Origin of the sequence: Kribbella antiqua (genome assembly GCF_004345665.1) — a bacterium.
GTDB lineage: Bacteria > Actinomycetota > Actinomycetes > Propionibacteriales > Kribbellaceae > Kribbella > Kribbella antiqua.
The window spans coordinates 136,379-151,666 of the sequence record NZ_SLWR01000006.1 but is presented as its reverse complement, the minus strand read 5'-3'; the positions used below and the strand labels follow the sequence as shown (position 1 = coordinate 151,666).

The window sequence follows — 15,288 nt, the reverse complement described above, 5'->3', positions numbered from 1 at the left end:
CGGGGGCCCCCCCCCCCCGCCCGCCGCCCCCCCCCCCCCCCCCCCCCCCCCCCCCCCCCCCCCCCCCCCCCCCCCCCCCCCCCCCGCGCGACGCCGAGTGAGGCCACCGTGCCGAAGCCTCCTTGCCGAGTGAAGCCCCAGCGGGGAGCGTGCTAGGCCTTCGGCCAGGCTTCCCAGGCGGTCGCGAACATGTCGTCGACGGTGTAGGTGTTTTTCCAGTCGAGGTCGCGGGCGGCCAGGTCGCCGGTGGCGACGACGCGGGAGGGGTCGCCGGGGCGGCGGGGGCCTTCGGTCGGGGTGAAGTCGATGCCGGTGACGCGGCGGGCGGCATCCATGATCTCGCGGACCGAGGTGCCGGTGCCGCTGCCCAGGTTGTAAACGGGTTCCAGCGACTTCCCCGAGTCGAGGGACCGGGCCGCGGCGACGTGCGCGCGGGCCAGGTCGGCGACGTGGACGTAGTCCTTGACCGAGGTGCCGTCGGGCGTCGGGTGGTCGTTGCCGTAGATCTGCGGGACCTTGCCCTGCGTCAACAGATTGCACACGATCGGGAACAGGTTGTACGGGCTCGCGTCGTACACCGAAGGATCTCCGGAGCCGACCACGTTGAAGTAACGCAGCGAAGTGTGGTGCAGGTCAACCGCACGAGCCTGGTCCGCGAGCAACCACTCGCCGACCAGCTTCGATTCGCCGTACGGGCTCTGCGGGTCGGTCGGCGTCGCCTCCGTCACCACTTCTTCCTTCGGCGTGCCGTAGACGCCCGCGCTGGACGAGAAGACGATGTTCCCGACTTCCTTCTCCGCCATCGCCTCGAGCAGTGACACCATCGCGGTCACGTTCTGCGTGTAGGTGTGCATCGGCCGGTCGACGGACACCCCGGCGTACTTGAAACCGGCCAGATGTACGACGCCGCTGACGCCATCGAGCGCACCGCGAACCGCCGTACCGTCGAGCAGGTTCGCCTGCACGAACGGGACGCCGTCCGGCACGAACTCCGCCTTGCCGCTGGACAGGTCGTCGATCACGACGACGTCGATCCCGTCCGCGAGGAAAGCGCGCACCACGTGCGCCCCGATGTACCCGGCACCACCAGTCACAAGCCACGTCATGACCATGATGGTGCCACCACTCCGCAACTCAGCGCGCACAGACGGGCCGAACCCGTACCATCGGGCAATGATCGGACTTGTGCTCGCCGCCGGCGCCGGCCGCCGCCTCCGCCCGTACACGGACACGTTGCCGAAGGCCCTGGTCCCGATCGATCCAGACACCACTGTGCTCGACCTCACGCTGGCCAACTACGCCGAGGTCGGCCTCACCGATGTCGCCATCGTGGTCGGGTACGCCGCGAGCGAGATCGAGTCGCGGGTCAAGGGCTTCGAGGAAAAGTACGGCGTCAACCTCGAACTGATCCACAACCCCGAAGCGGAGACCTGGAACAACGCCTACTCCCTGTGGTGCGCCCGTGACCACCTGGCAAACGGCGTACTGCTGGCCAACGGCGACACCGTGCACCCCGCGTCGGTCCAGCGGACGCTGCTCGACGCTCGCGGCGACGGCCGCCGGATCATCCTCGCCCTCGACACGGAAAAGAAGCTGGCCGAGGAAGAGATGAAGGTGATCTGGACCGAAGACAACGGTGTCACCCAGGTCACCAAACTGATGGATCCGGACACCGCCACCGGCGAGTACATCGGTGTCAGCCTGATCGAGGCCGCCGCCGCGACCGATCTGGCAAGCGCGCTCCAGGAAACCTGGGAGCGCGATCCGCACCTGTACTACGAAGATGGGTACCAGTACCTGGTGGACAAGGGATTCCGGATCGACGTCGCCTCGATCGGCACAGTCGACTGGGTCGAGATCGACAACCACGACGATCTCGCCCGGGCGCGGGAGATCGTATGCCCCTCCTAGCGCGGCTGATTCCCGCACCGCTCGTCGTGGATGTACGGCGAGGGGCGTTGGCCGAGCTGGCGAAGATCCTGGCCGACCAACGGATCTCGCCGTCCGGCCGGGTGGCGATCGCGGTCGGCGCGACGCACGGGCCCGTGATCCAGGAGACGTTTCAGCACGGCCTCGTCGGCGCGGACTGGTTCACCGTCGACGGCTGCACGATCAACGCCGCGATCAAGCTGGTCGAGAAGATCCGGAGCCAGCAGTACGACGCCATCGTCGGGATCGGCGGCGGAACCGTCCTGGACGTGACCAAGTTCGCCGCCGCCCGGCTCGGGCTGCCGATGGTCGCGGTCGCCACGAACCTCGCGCACGATGGGATCGCCTCGCCGATCAGCACGCTGGACAACGACGCCGGTCGTGGCTCGTACAGCGTGCCGGCGCCGATCGCCGTACTCGTGGATCTCGACCTGATCGGCCACGCGCCGCCGCGGTCGGTTCGCAGCGGGATCGGCGACCTGGTGTCGAACCTGTCCGCGACCGCTGATTGGGAGGCCGCGAACAGGCTGCGAGGCGAGGCGATCGACGGACTGGCGGTGTCGATCGCGCGGACCGCGGCACAGGCCGTGATCGACCATCCGGGGAGCGTCAGCGAGGACGCCTTCCTCACCACGCTGGCCGAAGGGCTGGTGCTGTCCGGAATCTCGATGCTGGTGGCGGGCAATTCGAAGCCGTCGTCGGGTGCCTGTCACGAGATCTCGCACGCGATTGATCTGCTCTATCCGGAGCGGCGCGGGTTCCACGGCGAGCAGGTCGGCATGGGTGCCGCCTTCGCGTGGTTCCTCCGCGGTGACGTGGACAAGTTCAACGCGACCGTGGACTGCCTGTACCGGCACGGATTGCCGGTCCGGCCGATCGACCTCGGCTTCAGCCTCGAGGAGTTCTCGGAGATCGTCGGCTACGCGCCACAGACCCGCCCAGGCCGCTTCACCGTCCTGGAGGAGGCCGCGCTCACGCCCGAGCGAGTCGTGGTCAAGGTCGCCGACTTCAACGACCAGGTCTACGCGCGCACCCATCCAGCCCCGATCACGCCCGAAGGTCGCATCCTGGACTGAACTTTGCGCCGCTCTGATTTGATGGCGGGCGTGGACATTGACTGGCCGGGATGCCGGAATGTGCGCGACGTGGGTGGGCTGCCGACTGCCGACGGGAGGACCGTCCGCGAGGGCGTGCTGATCCGCGCGGACAGTCTTCACTACCTGTCGGCTGACGGAGTGGACGCCGTACGGCGGGCCGGCGTCGGGCGGATCCTCGACCTGCGGACCGACGGCGAGATCGCGGCGACCCCGACCCCATTCACCGATGACCCGCTCGGAGTCCGGCAGCCGCTCGCCGACCCGAAGGATCCGGACCACGGGCAGCCGACGATCGTCGAGGCGTGCACCTGGATGCTGGACCGCCGCCCGACGTTGTTCGCGGCGGCCGTGAAGGCGATCGCAGAGGCACCTGACGGCGCGGTGGTAGTGCACTGTCACGGCGGCAAGGACCGGACCGGCATGGTCGTCGCGCTGGCGCTGAGCGTGGCCGGCGTACCGGAGGAAGAAATCGTCGCGGACTACTTCCTCACCCAGACGCGGCTGGCGGACTGGCTGGCCGAACAACTCGCCGCGGAACCGGACTCCTCGCGGCACCCGGAGATGCTCGAATTCCGCGATACGCGGGCCGAATCGATGACCGCGATCCTGCGGCATCTGGACGAGAAATACGGCGGTCCGGAGGCCTATCTGCGGCATGGTGGTCTTACGTCGGCAGACCTCGTAAGGCTGCGCTCCCGGCTTCTGGGCTGACCTGCGTCAACACGCCGTGACCGGGCGCAGTAGATTGACCCTCATGTCGACCGCCGCCGAGCAGACCGGCACCAGCGACCCGGCGGCAATGGCCGAACGCCACGGGCTCTCCAAGAGCTCGCTTCGGCCGCCGCTGGGCAGTTACACGCGTGAACTGTGGAGCCGCCGCCAGTTCATCGTGAGCTACGCACGTGCCCGCACCTATGCCCTGTACGCCGGAGCCCGCCTGGGCTCACTGTGGCAAATCCTGACCCCCATCCTGAACGCGGCGGTGTACTACCTCGCGTTCGGTGTGCTGCTGGGCACCAAGAACGGAATCGACAACTACGTCGCGTTCCTGCTCAGTGGCATCTTTGTGTTCACCTACACCCAGCGCTCGATGACCGAGGGGTCCCGCTCCCTCGCGCTCAACCTGTCGCTGATCCGCACCCTGCACTTCCCCCGCGCCACGCTGCCGCTGGCGTACGTACTCAACGAGCTGACCCAGATGCTCGTCTCGATGGGCCTGCTGCTCGTCATCGTCGGGCTGACCGACGGGATCAGCCCGCGCTGGCTGCTCGTCATCCCAGCGCTGTTCCTGCAGACCATGTTCAACGTCGGCGTGACCCTGATCTTCGCCCGGGTCGGCACGTTCGTCTCCGACGTCAGCCAGCTGCTACCCTTCGTCACCCGGACCTGGCTGTACGCATCCGGGATCTTCTTCTCGCTGCCCGCCAAGCTGACGCAGGCGGACGCTCCCGGCTGGGTGATCCACGTGCTGTCGCTGAACCCGATCTCGGCGTACATCGACATCGTCCGGCGAGCGCTGCTCGACGAGCACGTGAAGAACCAGCTGCCGCACGCCTGGGCGATCTCGATCGCGTGGTCGTTCATCGCCCTGGTGGCAGGATTCGTCTACTTCTGGCGCGCGGAGGATCGCTATGGCCGTGGCTGACACTGGGGCTGAGCCCACCGTCATCGCCGATGACGTGAACATCATCTACAAGGTCATCGCGGGCCAGGGTGGCAAGGGAACCGCGGCGACCGCGTTCCGGCGGATCCTGAAGCGGCAGGACCGGCCGTCGATCCGTGAGGTGCACGCGGTCAAGGGCGTCAGCTTCACCGCCTACAAGGGTGACGCGATCGGCGTCATCGGCCGCAACGGCTCCGGCAAGTCGACGCTGCTGCGCGCCGTCGCCGGGCTGCTGCCACCCGCCTCCGGCGCGATCTACACCGGCGGCCGGCCGTCGCTGCTCGGCGTCAACGCGGCGATGATGAACGACCTCACCGGCGACCGCAACGTCGTACTCGGCTGCCTCGCGATGGGCATGAGCCCTGCGGAAATCGAGCAGCGGTACGACGAGATCGTCGAGTTCTCCGGCATCGGCGAGTTCATCGACCTGCCGATGTCGACGTACTCGTCCGGTATGGCGGCCCGCCTGAAGTTCGCCATCGCCTCGGCGAAGGCGCACGACATCCTGCTCGTCGACGAGGCGCTGGCCACCGGTGACGCCGAGTTCCGGATCCGGTCCGAGAAGAAGATCCACGAGCTGCGCGAACAGGCCGGAACGGTGTTCCTGGTCAGCCACAGCCTGGACGTTGTCCTGGACACCTGCAACCGGGCCATCTGGCTGGACAAGGGGGTCCTGCGCCTGGACGGCCCGGTCGAAGAAGTGGTCGAGGCCTACAACCAGTCAGCCACCGGCGCCACCACCAAGGTCTAACTGGTGGTGGCTGGCTTCTCCTTCAGGCCGGCGAGGAAGCCGAGGCCCCAGGAGACGTGCATCGTGGCGCAGACGAGCGGGAGCCAGAAGAGGGCCTTCCAGGGCAGGTAACGGCCCTCGAAGGCCGAGCCGGCCAGGATGAGCAGCGCGTACCCGAGCGGCGCGAGGAAGCCCAGGTCGAGCCAGCCGATCCCGGTGATCAGGCCGATGATGCCGAGGATGGTCCCGAGGGCCATCCCGATCACCGCGACCGGCGGCGCCAGATAGCGCTTGTTCGCCGTCTCGGGGTGCCGGCGGACCACCTCGCGCCGCCACTGACCGGTGTGGAAGAACTGCTTGGCCACCGCCGACAGCGACGACCGCGGCCGGTAGGTGACGGACAGGTCCGGGCAGAACCAGATCAGGCCGCCGGTCTTGCGGATCCGGTAGTTCAGCTCCCAGTCCTGAGCCCGGTGCATGGTCTCGTCGAACCCGCCGACCCGTTCCAGCGCGGCCCGGCGGAAGACACCGAGGTAGACGGTGTCGGCCGGCCCGGCCTTGCCGCCCTGGTGGAACGTCGACGCGCCCAGCCCCAGCCGGGAGCGGTACGCGCATGCGACAGCCATCTCCACCGGCGTACGGCCCTCGGCAGCCATCACGCCGCCGACGTTGTCCGCGCCGGTCTCGTCCAGCACCTCGACCGCCCGGGTGATGTACCCGGCGGTGAGCGCGCCGTGGCCGTCGACCCGGACCAGGATGTCGTGCTTGGCATGCGCGATGCCGACGTTCAGCCCGGCCGGCGTCTTACCGGTCGGGTTCGGCACGATGGTGATCCGGCCGTCGGCCTCGGCCAGTTTGTCCGCGATCTCCTGGGTCCGGTCCTTGCTCGGACCGATGGCGAGGACGACTTCGAGCTCACCGGGGTAGTCCTGGTCGAGAACGCGGCCGACCGCCTCCTCGAGATGGCGTTCCTCGTTCAGCACGGGCATCACGACGGACACTGGCGGCCAGTGGGACAGCGGCATATCAGGTCAGGCCTTACAGATCGAAGCAACGTCGTCGACGTTGTTGGCGGACGTGGTCGGTGAGCTGGTCGGTTTCGACGTACTCGGTTTCTTGGTGGTACTTGTACTGGTCTTGCTACTCGGAGTGTTCGATGTCTTACCGTCTCCTCCTGAGCCCGCCTTGTCCAGCGCTTCCGACTTCGCCACCGCCTCGGCGGCCTTGGTCTTGATCAGTGCGAAGTCGGGATCGCCGGTGTGGATCAGTGGCGGGACCGCGGAGAAGCTTGACACCGGGAGCTTCTTCGCGTCCAGCGCGAGGTCGGTGAAAGTGCCCAGCTCGCCGGCCGGGATATCGGTCGAGACCACTTCCTTGCTGGCCGACGCGATGCCCTGGAACTTGGTCAGCACGGTTTTCGGCGACAGCTGGTTCAGCATCGCCGACATCACGCACTTCTGCCGGGTCATCCGCTCGTAGTCCGACGACTCGGCCCGGGACCGGGCGAACCAGAGCGCGTGGTAGCCGTCCAGGTGGACGTTCCTGCCCGGCTCGATGTAGCCCTTGATCGGTGAGGTGCCGCCGCCGATCGGGACCCGCTTGCCGATGTCCAGCGTGATCCCGCCGACCGCGTTCAGGAGATCGCGGAAGCCGGCCAGGTCGATCAGCACGTAGTAGTTCACCTTCAGGCCGGTGACCGCCTCGACCGCCTGCTTGGTCGCGGTCGCGCCGGGGTGCGGGTCGCCGGGGAACAGGCTCTTGTGCTCCGAGGCGTAGGTGTAGACGCCGTTGAGCAGGCAGTTGATCGTGCAGTTCTTCCAGCGGAAGCCGTCCGGGAACTGCTTGGCCATCGCCGTACCCTCCGGGAACGGGACCTTGGCCAGGTTCCGCGGCAAGCCGATCAGGACGGTCCGGCCGGTGTCGGCGTCGATGCTGGCCAGGGTGATGCTGTCCGGTCGGGTGCCGACCCGGTCGGCGCCGGAGTCGCCGCCGAGCAGCAGCACGTTGTAGCGGCCCTTCTCGGCCTTCGACTTCGCCCCGCTGCCGAACACGCTGGCGACGAAGTCGCGCTGGGTGTTGACCAGAACGCTGCCGTAGATCAGCGCGCCGACGACCAGGAGCACCAAGGTGCCGTCGAGGATGCTCATGGTCAGCCGGTGCTTGCGCTCCATCGTGAGCGGCTGACCGAGCCGGTAGGCGTCGAAGAACAGCACGGCCCAGCCGATCGCGAGCAGGATCAGCAGGACCTGGATGACGCGCAGCGTGCCCGGCCGGGCCAGCAGGTTGATCGTCCCGGCCCGCCAGATCAGCGCGAGCACGACCAGGAACAGCACGATCCCGATCAGCCCGGCGAGCACCCGCCAGGCCCATCGCCCGGTCCGCTTGCTGCCTGCCACGATCTGGGCGGACCCGGGCAGCACCAGGGTCATCAACACCAGGGTCAACGCCCGCTTGAACCGCACCGGCTCGCGAAGATTGCGCAGGTCAGGCTTCTCCTGCGGCATGAGGTCCTTCCGTTCTCCATCCGGGCGGCTGCAGCCGACCGTACCTTGTCGTCACCATCACTACCCGGTACGACGTGCCGGGCGGTGCGATGGTTCGAGCCGAGGCGGATCCGGAAACGAAGAGTAGCAGCCTCTTCACACAGCGCAGGAAAACCCGTGCGCTCACCCTGTGAACAGCCGGTTTCACGCAGTGGTGATGCTTCGCGACGGGTGGATGCGTTACGAAGTGCCTCCAAGCACCAAACCGTGAGGACACCGCCCCATGAAACTGTTCAATGCGCTCGCAGCCGCCGCCGCGGCCGCAACCGTCTCCTTGCTCGGCACGATGTCGGCTCAGGCTGTCGAGGCCGCGACACCGGACTCCGCCGTACAGGCGCCAGGTGCCGACTTCACCGGGATCGCGGCGCTCAGCAACTGCTCCGCCTCCCTCGTCCGGTACGCCGAATCGGCTGGCACCGACAAGGCGCTCGTACTCACCAACGGGCACTGCTACGAAGGCGGGTTCCTGGACCCGGGCCAGGTGCTGGTGAACCGTGCGTCGTCACGCTCGATCACCCTGCTCCGGCCGGACTCCAGCCGGGCCGGCACGGTCCGCGCGAGCCGCATCCTGTTCGGCACGATGACCAAGACCGACATGATCGTCTACGAAGTGAACGAGACCTACGCGTCGATCAAGACCCGGCTGAACGTCGACGCGCTCACGCTGGCCAAGCAAGGCCCCGCGAACGGCGCCGGGATGGCGGTCGTGTCCGGCTACTGGAAGCGCATCTACACCTGCTCGGTGCAGGCGACGATCCCGCAACTGCGGGAAGGCGACTGGACCTGGCAGAGCTCGATCAAGTACCAGCAGCCCGGCTGCGAGACCATCGGCGGTACGTCGGGATCCCCGGTCGTCAGCACCTCCACCGGTGAGGTCATCGGCGTCAACAACACCGGCAACGAGGACGGCGAACGCTGCACGGTGAACAACCCGTGCGAGGTCGACGCCGCCGGCAACATCACTGTCGACCAGGGCGCCGCCTACGGCCAGCAGACCTGGTGGCTCTACACCTGCCTGACCGCCAACCGCACCCTCGACCTCAACAAGACCGGCTGCCAGCTCCCCAAGCCGGCCCGGCGCCGCTGACTCAGTGTGTACGGCGGCCACAGCGCGTGGTCGCCGTACCGCGGAACGTCTCCGGATTTCGTGCGTCGGCGCGAGCGTGCGCTTGATATCCGGTAACGTCGCGGCGCATGGCAGTCGATTCCCCCACTGACCAAGTCACGACTACAGCGAAATGGCCGAGCCCGTTCGGGGTGCGGACCAGGTTGGTCGCGTCCAGCGCGCTGATGCTCTTCCTCGAGCTCGCGTTGATCCGCTGGACCGGCTCGAACGTCGTGCACTTGAGCTACTTCTCGAACTTCGTCCTGCTCGGCTCGTTCCTCGGCATCGGCATCGGCATCCTCCGCTCCGGGCGGGCGAAACGGCTGCCCTACTACTCGCCGGTGATGCTCGGACTGCTCGTCCTGGTGATCGCCTGGAAGCCGGTCACCGTCGACCGAGGCTCCTCGTCGAGCGTCATCTACTTCACCAGCCTGAACACCACCGGCCCGCCGGTCTGGCTGGTCCTCCCGATCATCTTCATCGCGGCCGCCGTCGTCCTGGCCGGGCCCGCCGAGCTGGTCGGCCGCTGTTTCGCCGAGCTGCCGCGGCTGACGGCGTACCGGTTCGACCTGGTCGGCAGCCTGCTCGGGATCGCGGCCTTCACGGGGCTGTCGTTCCTCGGTGCGCCGCCGATCTGGTGGGGCGCGATCGTCACCTGCATGTTCGGCGTCCTGATGATTCCGCGGCAAAGGATCGGTGCGCTGTCGCGGCGTACCGTCGTCGCCACCGGGTTGAGTGCGGCGCTCGTCCTCTCGCCGCTGCTGGTGATGGTCGGGATTCTCTTCCACGAGTCGACCCGGCCGGAGAACAGCTGGTCGCCGTACTACAAGGTGCAGACCAAGAAGGACACCTGGCAGGGCGTGCCGCTGCTGACGATCACCGTGAACGGCGTCCCGCACCAGCAGGCCATCCCGGCTGACGCGCGGCTGCAGTGGGAGCCGCAGTACGGGCTGCCGTACGAGCGCGCCAACGTCGGCAAGGCACCGAAGAACGTGCTGATCATCGGTGCCGGCTCGGGTTCGGACGTCGCGATCGCGCTGAAGAAGGGCGCGACGCATGTGGACGCGGTCGAGATCGACCCGCGGATCCGCGACATCGGCAAGGCGCTGCACCCGGACCGCCCGTACCAGGACCCGCGGGTGACCTCGCACATCAATGACGGGCGGGCGTACCTGTCCGGGACGGACAAGAAGTACGACCTGATCCTGCTGGCCCTGCCGGACTCGCTGACACTGGTGAACGGCGCGAGCTCGCTGCGGCTGGAGAGCTACCTGTTCACCCAGCAGGCGTTCGAGAGCGCCAAGGAGCACCTGAACCCGGGTGGCGCGTTCGCGATGTACAACTACTACCGCGAGACCTGGCTGATCGACCGGCTCGCGTCGACCGCGCAGGCGGCGTTCGGCCACAAGCCGTGTGTGGACAAGGTCGGTGACGGCCTGCAGCAGGCGGTGGTGACGGTCGGACTGACCGAGGCCGACCAGACCTGTGGGTCCGAGTGGGCCGGGCCGACCTCGGTCACGCCGCCGCCGGCGACCGACAACCGGCCGTTCCTGTACCTGTTCACCGACCGGATCCCCAGCCTCTATCTCGTCACCCTCGGGCTCATCCTGGTCGCCGGCCTGATCGGAGTCGGCATCGCCGGCGGCGGATCGTCGTACCGGCGGATGCGCCCGTACGCCGACCTGTTCCTGCTCGGCGCCGGCTTCATGCTGCTGGAGACGAAGAGCATCACCGGCTTCGCGCTGTTGTTCGGTACAACGTGGGTGGTCAACGCGATCGTCTTCGCCGGCGTCCTGGTCGCCGTACTGGCCGCTGTCGAAGTCACCAGGAAGTTCCGGACACCACCGTTGAAGGTGATGTACGTCGTCCTGTTCGGCGGGCTCGCGTTGTCGTGGATCTTCCCCGACGAGTGGCTGCTGGCGATGCCGGTCGGGCTGCGTGCGCTGTGCGCGGTGCTGATCGCGTTCCTGCCGATCTTCGCCGCGAACGTCATCTTCGCCAAGCGGTTCACCGACACCGCCGACGGCACCGCGTCCTTCGGCGCGAACCTGCTCGGCGCAATGCTCGGCGGCTGCCTCGAGTACGCGGCCCTGATCATCGGCTTCGACGGCCTCCTGATCGTCGCCGCCCTCCTCTACGCCGGCGCCTTCCTACTCAGCCCGAAAACCCCCGCGGTAGTTCGCAGTTAGCTGTTAGGTTCTGATGTCTGGGTCGCACGGACCTCCACCACACCTTGGAGGTTCGAATGACCGAACTGGCTGACTACTACCGGGATCGCGCGGCCGAGTACGACGTGATCTACGCGAAGCCGGAGCGGCAGGAGGACTTGGCCCGGTTGCGGGCCCTCCTGCCGCCACTGGTCGCCGGGAAGTCGGTGCTGGAGATCGCCGCCGGCACCGGCTACTGGACCACTGCGCTGTCGACCTCGGCGCGGTCGGTCCTGGCGACCGATCTGAATGACGAGACGCTGGCCATCGCCCGGACCCGTTCCTACGGGCCGGGCGATGTCGCGTTCCGGACGGCCGACGCCTACGACCTGGACGCCGTACCGGGGACGTTCGAGGCGATCTTCGCGGGGTTCTTCTGGTCCCATGTTCCGCGTGCCGACGTACGGCGGTTCGCGCAAGCGCTGCGGCGACGGGTCGAGCCGGGTGGGGTCGTGATCCTGGTGGACAACCGGTATGTCGAAGGCAGCAACCATCCGATCACGCGGACGACCGAGGACGGGGATACCTATCAGACCCGGCGGCTGTCGGACGGGCGGACGTTCGAGGTGCTGAAGAACTTCCCCACCGCGGAGCAGTTCGCGGCGGACGTGGCGCCGGGCGAGGCCGGGTGGACCGACCTCACCTACTTCTGGGTGGCGACGATCAGCTAGGTCTGTCCGGGTTGGGGCCTGGGTTGTAGGGCTGGGTGGGGAAGGTGTTGCCCGGCGGCGGGTAGTTGCCGGGGGCACCTGGTGCCGGCGGGTAGTTGCCGGGGCCCTGGGTGGGGAAGGTGTTGCCGGGGCGGTTGCGGCGGCGGTTCTTGACGATGCCGACCCCGAGCAGGATGCCGCCCAGGATTAAGAAGATCAGGAACGAGCCGATCGCGCCGAAGATCGACAGCACGAACGCGGTGACGCCGGAACGCGGTCCGACGGCGTACGTCGCATTGGTCTCGGAGTCCTCGCAGTTCACCACATAGTCGCCCGGCGGCACTGCGCTCACCGAGCGAGCGACGACGTACCAGGTCTCGCCGCCGATGCTGATCTGCTCCGATCCCTTCGGCGACCTCAGCGGGATGTCTGCGTCGTGGGCATCCTTGACCTCACACGGTGGCAGCAGCACGGGCACGGACGAGTAGATCGTCAGGCCCTCCTTCTCCAGCTTGACGTGGACTCCGCCGTCCACCGGCGTCGGCGACTTCGGCGCCGTCGCCACGATCCGCCAGACGAAGAACCCGGTCAGCACGACCCCGACGACGAACGACGCGATCGCCAGCCAGGTCAACGTCTTCTTCGGGGCAGGTGGAGGTGCCGCTGAGTAGCTAGTCACCAGAAAACGTTAACGCCAGACAGGGCCTAAGGTACGCCGAGCAGGCGCAGTACGGCGGCGGTGGTGGCGGCCGCCACGACGACCAGGATGAACGGCGCCTTGCGCCAGGCGAGGATCCCGCCCACCAGCACACCAGCCGGCCGGGCGATTCCCGCCGGACCGTGCCCGTCCATCAGGGCGGACGTGGCGATCAGGGCCGTCAGCAACACGATCGCGGCCGCGGCGAGGAACTGCTGCGTTCGCTCCGGAATCTCGAACCGGCTGCGCATCAGCGGCCCGGCGAACCGCAGCGAAAAGGTGCCCACAGCAAGGATCAGGATGGCGCCGAGCATCAAAGGGGTGTTGTTCATCGCGAGACCTCCAGCGCGGGTTTCGGCGCGCGGTAGAAAACCATGCCCACCAGGGCGAGCAACACCGGCACACCGGCCGGCAGAAACGGCGTGGCGGCAAGCGCAACCACCACGCCAACCAGGGCGGCCGTCCGCGTGGAGCGATCGCGCAACGCCGGCAGCACGAGCGCCAGCAGGACCGCGGGGAACGCCGCGTCCAGCCCGAACACGTCGGTGTCGGTGATCATCGTCCCCGCCAGCCCACCCACGAGGACGCCGACGTTCCAGCAGGCAAAGATCCCGATGCCACCCGCCCAGTACGCCGCCCGCCTTTGCTTCAGGTCCTCCTGGCCGAGCGCGAAGGCGACGTTCTCGTCCGTCATCAGGTGACTGCCCGGCACCCGCCGCCAGCCACCGCCGATCACATCGCTGACCGCCAGCCCGAACGCGACATGCCGCGTGTTCACCAGCAGCCCCGCGATCACTGCGGCGATCGGGCTGCCGCCGGCCGCGACGATGCCGACGAAGAGGAACTGCGATGCTCCCGCGAACACGACGATCGACAACAGCACCGGCACCCACAGCGGCAGCCCGCCGCCGACGCTGATGGCGCCGTACGACATCCCGACGACGCCGTCGGCCAGGCAGACCAGCGCGATGTCCCGGGCCAGTCCACGATCCAATGTTCGCCAAATCGAACGCATGGGTTTTATGATGAACACCATCCCGCCCGTTCGTCAAGCCGAACAGATAGACCGATGGAGCGAACACTGATGGAATCCAAGGCGCCGCTCGACGTCATCGCGGCATCCCTGCGCCGGCACCGGGCCCGCACGGGCCTGTCCCTCACCGAGGTGGCGAAGCGCGCCGGCATCGCGAAGTCCACGCTGTCGCAGCTGGAGTCGGGCACCGCCAACCCGAGCGTGGAGACGCTGTGGGCGCTGGCGGTCGCGCTGGACACCCCGTTCTCGGCGCTGGTCGAGCCGCCGCGACCCAAGGTGCAGATCATTCGTGCGGGCGAAGGCCCGGTGATCTATTCCGATCAGGCCGAGTACGGCGCGACGCTGGTCGCGTCCTGCCCGCCGAACGCCCGCCGCGACATCTACCGGATCGTCGCCTCCCCCGGCCCGGGCCGGAAGTCCGAGCCGCACATGCCGGGCGTGGTAGAACACGTCGTACTCAGCTCGGGGCGCGCACTGGTCGGTCCCGTGGAGGACCCGGTGGAACTGAGCCCCGGGGACTACATCGCGTACCCCGGCGACCAGCCGCACGTCTTTCAGGCCCTGGTCGACGGGACTTCCGCCGTACTGGTCTCCGAACACGTGTAGCAAGAAAGTTGCCCAGGACATCTGTTGTCCTGGGCAAGTTTCAGAGCTTGCGGCCGACCCCGCCGGCGATGCATTCCTCGACCGGGTTCAGCGGCTTGACCCGCGGGCCGTCCGGCCACCAGTCGTCACACAGCACCAGACCCGGCTCGACCAGCTCCTGACCCGGGAACATCGCCCGGATCTCGTCCCAGCTCCGGAAGGCGCCGCTGCCCATCGGGCTGTGCACGAACTTCTCCTCCATCTTGCGCGCGAGCGCGGAGTGCTCCGGCGTCTGCGGGTCGAGGAAGTGCGCGATCACCGTGTACGACCCGGGCACCACAGCGTCGACGTACGTCTGCATCAGCTCCGGGATGTCGTCGCCCAGGTAGTGGTGGAGGGTCCCGTTCTGGATCACTGCGATCGGCTTGCCGAAGTCGAGGAAGTCCGTCACCTCGTCCCGGCCCAGCACGTCGTCGGCGTCGAAGATGTCCGCGCTGACGAACAGGGTGTTCTCGTTCTCCTCCAGCAGCGCACGGCCGTGCGCGAGCACCACCGGGTCGTTGTCGATGTAAAGAACCTTGGCGTCCGGCTGCAGCCGCTGCACCACCTGGTGGGTGTTCTCCGCGGTCGGCAGGCCGGAGCCGCAGTCCAGGTACTGCGTGATGCCCGCCTGGCCGGCCAGGAAGCGGCAGGCCCGGATCAGGAAGTTCCGATTGGACCAGGCCAGGTCCTTCACCTGTGGCGCGACGGTGGCGACCTGACGCAGGACCTCGCGGTCGATCTCGAAGTTGTCCTTGCCGTTCAGCGCGGCGTCGTACACCCGGGCGATGCTGGCCCTGGTCGTGTCCACGCCTACCGGAGTCGAACTGGGTGCCAAGGTGCCGTCGGGCATCAGCAAGACCTCGCAGGATCGTCGGGAAGTGTGCAGGGACGACTCTACTGAGAGTAGGCCAGGATGAACACGTCGTACTTGCGAGTCCTGCTCGAGCGGTTTCACCATCGGTTGTGAAATGATCGATAGCTGCACGGTGTGACGACTGGGGAGGCGA

Annotated in this window: 16 protein-coding genes; 9 read left to right on the top strand and 7 right to left on the bottom strand. The window is 67.7% G+C overall.

The features are described 5' to 3' along the window. Window positions 1-152 precede the first annotated feature (152 nt). Complete coding sequence (gene galE / locus EV646_RS18395) at window positions 153-1,106, bottom strand: UDP-glucose 4-epimerase GalE (RefSeq protein ID WP_132150114.1); 954 nt, start codon at window positions 1,104-1,106, stop codon at window positions 153-155. Between the two features lie 67 nt (window positions 1,107-1,173). Here galE and EV646_RS18390 point away from each other — a divergent pair, with 67 nt between their 5' ends. The 5 genes from EV646_RS18390 to EV646_RS18370 are packed head-to-tail and all read left to right on the top strand — an operon-like array spanning window position 1,174 to window position 5,440. Further along, complete coding sequence (locus tag EV646_RS18390; protein ID WP_132150112.1) at window positions 1,174-1,911, top strand: phosphocholine cytidylyltransferase family protein; 738 nt, start codon at window positions 1,174-1,176, stop codon at window positions 1,909-1,911. After that, window positions 1,899-3,005, top strand: coding sequence for an iron-containing alcohol dehydrogenase family protein (locus tag EV646_RS18385; protein WP_132150110.1), 1,107 nt, complete (start codon window positions 1,899-1,901; stop codon window positions 3,003-3,005). The genes EV646_RS18390 and EV646_RS18385 overlap by 13 nt, the downstream gene beginning before the upstream one ends. Before the next feature lie 30 nt (window positions 3,006-3,035). Continuing rightward, on the top strand, window positions 3,036-3,737 hold the full coding sequence (locus EV646_RS18380; protein WP_422386717.1) for a tyrosine-protein phosphatase: 702 nt from the start codon (window positions 3,036-3,038) through the stop codon (window positions 3,735-3,737). Between the two features lie 43 nt (window positions 3,738-3,780). Then, window positions 3,781-4,671 (top strand): ABC transporter permease, encoded by an 891-nt coding sequence (locus tag EV646_RS18375; protein ID WP_132150106.1) that lies wholly within the window; start codon window positions 3,781-3,783, stop codon window positions 4,669-4,671. Further along, window positions 4,664-5,440 (top strand): ABC transporter ATP-binding protein, encoded by a 777-nt coding sequence (locus tag EV646_RS18370; RefSeq protein WP_199237052.1) that lies wholly within the window; start codon window positions 4,664-4,666, stop codon window positions 5,438-5,440. The genes EV646_RS18375 and EV646_RS18370 overlap by 8 nt, the downstream gene beginning before the upstream one ends. Here EV646_RS18370 and EV646_RS18365 read toward each other — a convergent pair. After that, window positions 5,437-6,444 carry a glycosyltransferase family 2 protein gene (locus EV646_RS18365; protein ID WP_132150102.1) on the bottom strand — a complete coding sequence of 336 codons (1,008 nt, stop codon included), beginning with the start codon at window positions 6,442-6,444 and terminating at the stop codon, window positions 5,437-5,439. The two genes, EV646_RS18370 and EV646_RS18365, sit on opposite strands and share 4 nt — an antisense overlap. Before the next feature lie 6 nt (window positions 6,445-6,450). After that, window positions 6,451-7,923 (bottom strand): LCP family glycopolymer transferase, encoded by a 1,473-nt coding sequence (locus tag EV646_RS18360; RefSeq protein ID WP_132150100.1) that lies wholly within the window; start codon window positions 7,921-7,923, stop codon window positions 6,451-6,453. Window positions 7,924-8,185: 262 nt separating this feature from the next. Here EV646_RS18360 and EV646_RS18355 point away from each other — a divergent pair, with 262 nt between their 5' ends. The 3 genes from EV646_RS18355 to EV646_RS18345 all read left to right on the top strand — a co-directional run bounded on the left by EV646_RS18355 (window position 8,186) and on the right by EV646_RS18345 (window position 11,945). Next, window positions 8,186-9,049 carry a S1 family peptidase gene (locus EV646_RS18355; RefSeq protein WP_132150098.1) on the top strand — a complete coding sequence of 288 codons (864 nt, stop codon included), beginning with the start codon at window positions 8,186-8,188 and terminating at the stop codon, window positions 9,047-9,049. Window positions 9,050-9,156: 107 nt separating this feature from the next. After that, window positions 9,157-11,256 carry a spermine/spermidine synthase domain-containing protein gene (locus tag EV646_RS18350; RefSeq protein WP_132150096.1) on the top strand — a complete coding sequence of 700 codons (2,100 nt, stop codon included), beginning with the start codon at window positions 9,157-9,159 and terminating at the stop codon, window positions 11,254-11,256. Between the two features lie 56 nt (window positions 11,257-11,312). Next, window positions 11,313-11,945 (top strand): class I SAM-dependent methyltransferase, encoded by a 633-nt coding sequence (locus tag EV646_RS18345; protein WP_132150094.1) that lies wholly within the window; start codon window positions 11,313-11,315, stop codon window positions 11,943-11,945. Here EV646_RS18345 and EV646_RS39360 read toward each other — a convergent pair. The 3 genes from EV646_RS39360 to EV646_RS18330 are packed head-to-tail and all read right to left on the bottom strand — an operon-like array spanning window position 11,938 to window position 13,636. Continuing rightward, window positions 11,938-12,603: a hypothetical protein gene (locus EV646_RS39360; protein WP_199237051.1), complete on the bottom strand. Its 666-nt coding sequence runs from the start codon at window positions 12,601-12,603 to the stop codon at window positions 11,938-11,940. The two genes, EV646_RS18345 and EV646_RS39360, sit on opposite strands and share 8 nt — an antisense overlap. Window positions 12,604-12,629: 26 nt before the next feature. Then, window positions 12,630-12,953: an AzlD domain-containing protein gene (locus EV646_RS18335; RefSeq protein ID WP_132150092.1), complete on the bottom strand. Its 324-nt coding sequence runs from the start codon at window positions 12,951-12,953 to the stop codon at window positions 12,630-12,632. Continuing rightward, a complete protein-coding gene (locus EV646_RS18330) occupies window positions 12,950-13,636 on the bottom strand; it encodes an AzlC family ABC transporter permease (protein WP_132150090.1) in 687 nt (228 codons plus the stop codon). The genes EV646_RS18335 and EV646_RS18330 overlap by 4 nt, the downstream gene beginning before the upstream one ends. Window positions 13,637-13,690: 54 nt before the next feature. Between EV646_RS18330 and EV646_RS18325 the strand changes: the two genes are divergently transcribed. Further along, window positions 13,691-14,260: a helix-turn-helix domain-containing protein gene (locus tag EV646_RS18325; RefSeq protein WP_241996143.1), complete on the top strand. Its 570-nt coding sequence runs from the start codon at window positions 13,691-13,693 to the stop codon at window positions 14,258-14,260. 40 nt (window positions 14,261-14,300) lie between these two features. On the opposite strand, the gene EV646_RS18320 is transcribed toward EV646_RS18325, so the two are convergent. After that, window positions 14,301-15,089: an SAM-dependent methyltransferase gene (locus EV646_RS18320; protein WP_241996142.1), complete on the bottom strand. Its 789-nt coding sequence runs from the start codon at window positions 15,087-15,089 to the stop codon at window positions 14,301-14,303. Between the last annotated feature and the right edge of the window lie 199 nt (window positions 15,090-15,288).

Excerpts from the sequence above, each read along its gene's own strand:
- galE (WP_132150114.1), bottom strand. The coding sequence starts at position 1,106 with ATGACGTGGCTTGTGACTGGTGGTGCCGGGTACATCGGGGCGCACGTG.
- EV646_RS18390 (WP_132150112.1), top strand. The coding sequence starts at position 1,174 with ATGATCGGACTTGTGCTCGCCGCCGGCGCCGGCCGCCGCCTCCGCCCG.
- EV646_RS18385 (WP_132150110.1), top strand. The coding sequence starts at position 1,899 with ATGCCCCTCCTAGCGCGGCTGATTCCCGCACCGCTCGTCGTGGATGTA.
- EV646_RS18375 (WP_132150106.1), top strand. The coding sequence starts at position 3,781 with ATGTCGACCGCCGCCGAGCAGACCGGCACCAGCGACCCGGCGGCAATG.
- EV646_RS18365 (WP_132150102.1), bottom strand. The coding sequence starts at position 6,444 with ATGCCGCTGTCCCACTGGCCGCCAGTGTCCGTCGTGATGCCCGTGCTG.
- EV646_RS18360 (WP_132150100.1), bottom strand. The coding sequence starts at position 7,923 with ATGCCGCAGGAGAAGCCTGACCTGCGCAATCTTCGCGAGCCGGTGCGG.
- EV646_RS18355 (WP_132150098.1), top strand. The coding sequence starts at position 8,186 with ATGAAACTGTTCAATGCGCTCGCAGCCGCCGCCGCGGCCGCAACCGTC.
- EV646_RS18350 (WP_132150096.1), top strand. The coding sequence starts at position 9,157 with ATGGCAGTCGATTCCCCCACTGACCAAGTCACGACTACAGCGAAATGG.
- EV646_RS18345 (WP_132150094.1), top strand. The coding sequence starts at position 11,313 with ATGACCGAACTGGCTGACTACTACCGGGATCGCGCGGCCGAGTACGAC.
- EV646_RS18335 (WP_132150092.1), bottom strand. The coding sequence starts at position 12,953 with ATGAACAACACCCCTTTGATGCTCGGCGCCATCCTGATCCTTGCTGTG.
- EV646_RS18330 (WP_132150090.1), bottom strand. The coding sequence starts at position 13,636 with ATGCGTTCGATTTGGCGAACATTGGATCGTGGACTGGCCCGGGACATC.
- EV646_RS18325 (WP_241996143.1), top strand. The coding sequence starts at position 13,691 with ATGGAGCGAACACTGATGGAATCCAAGGCGCCGCTCGACGTCATCGCG.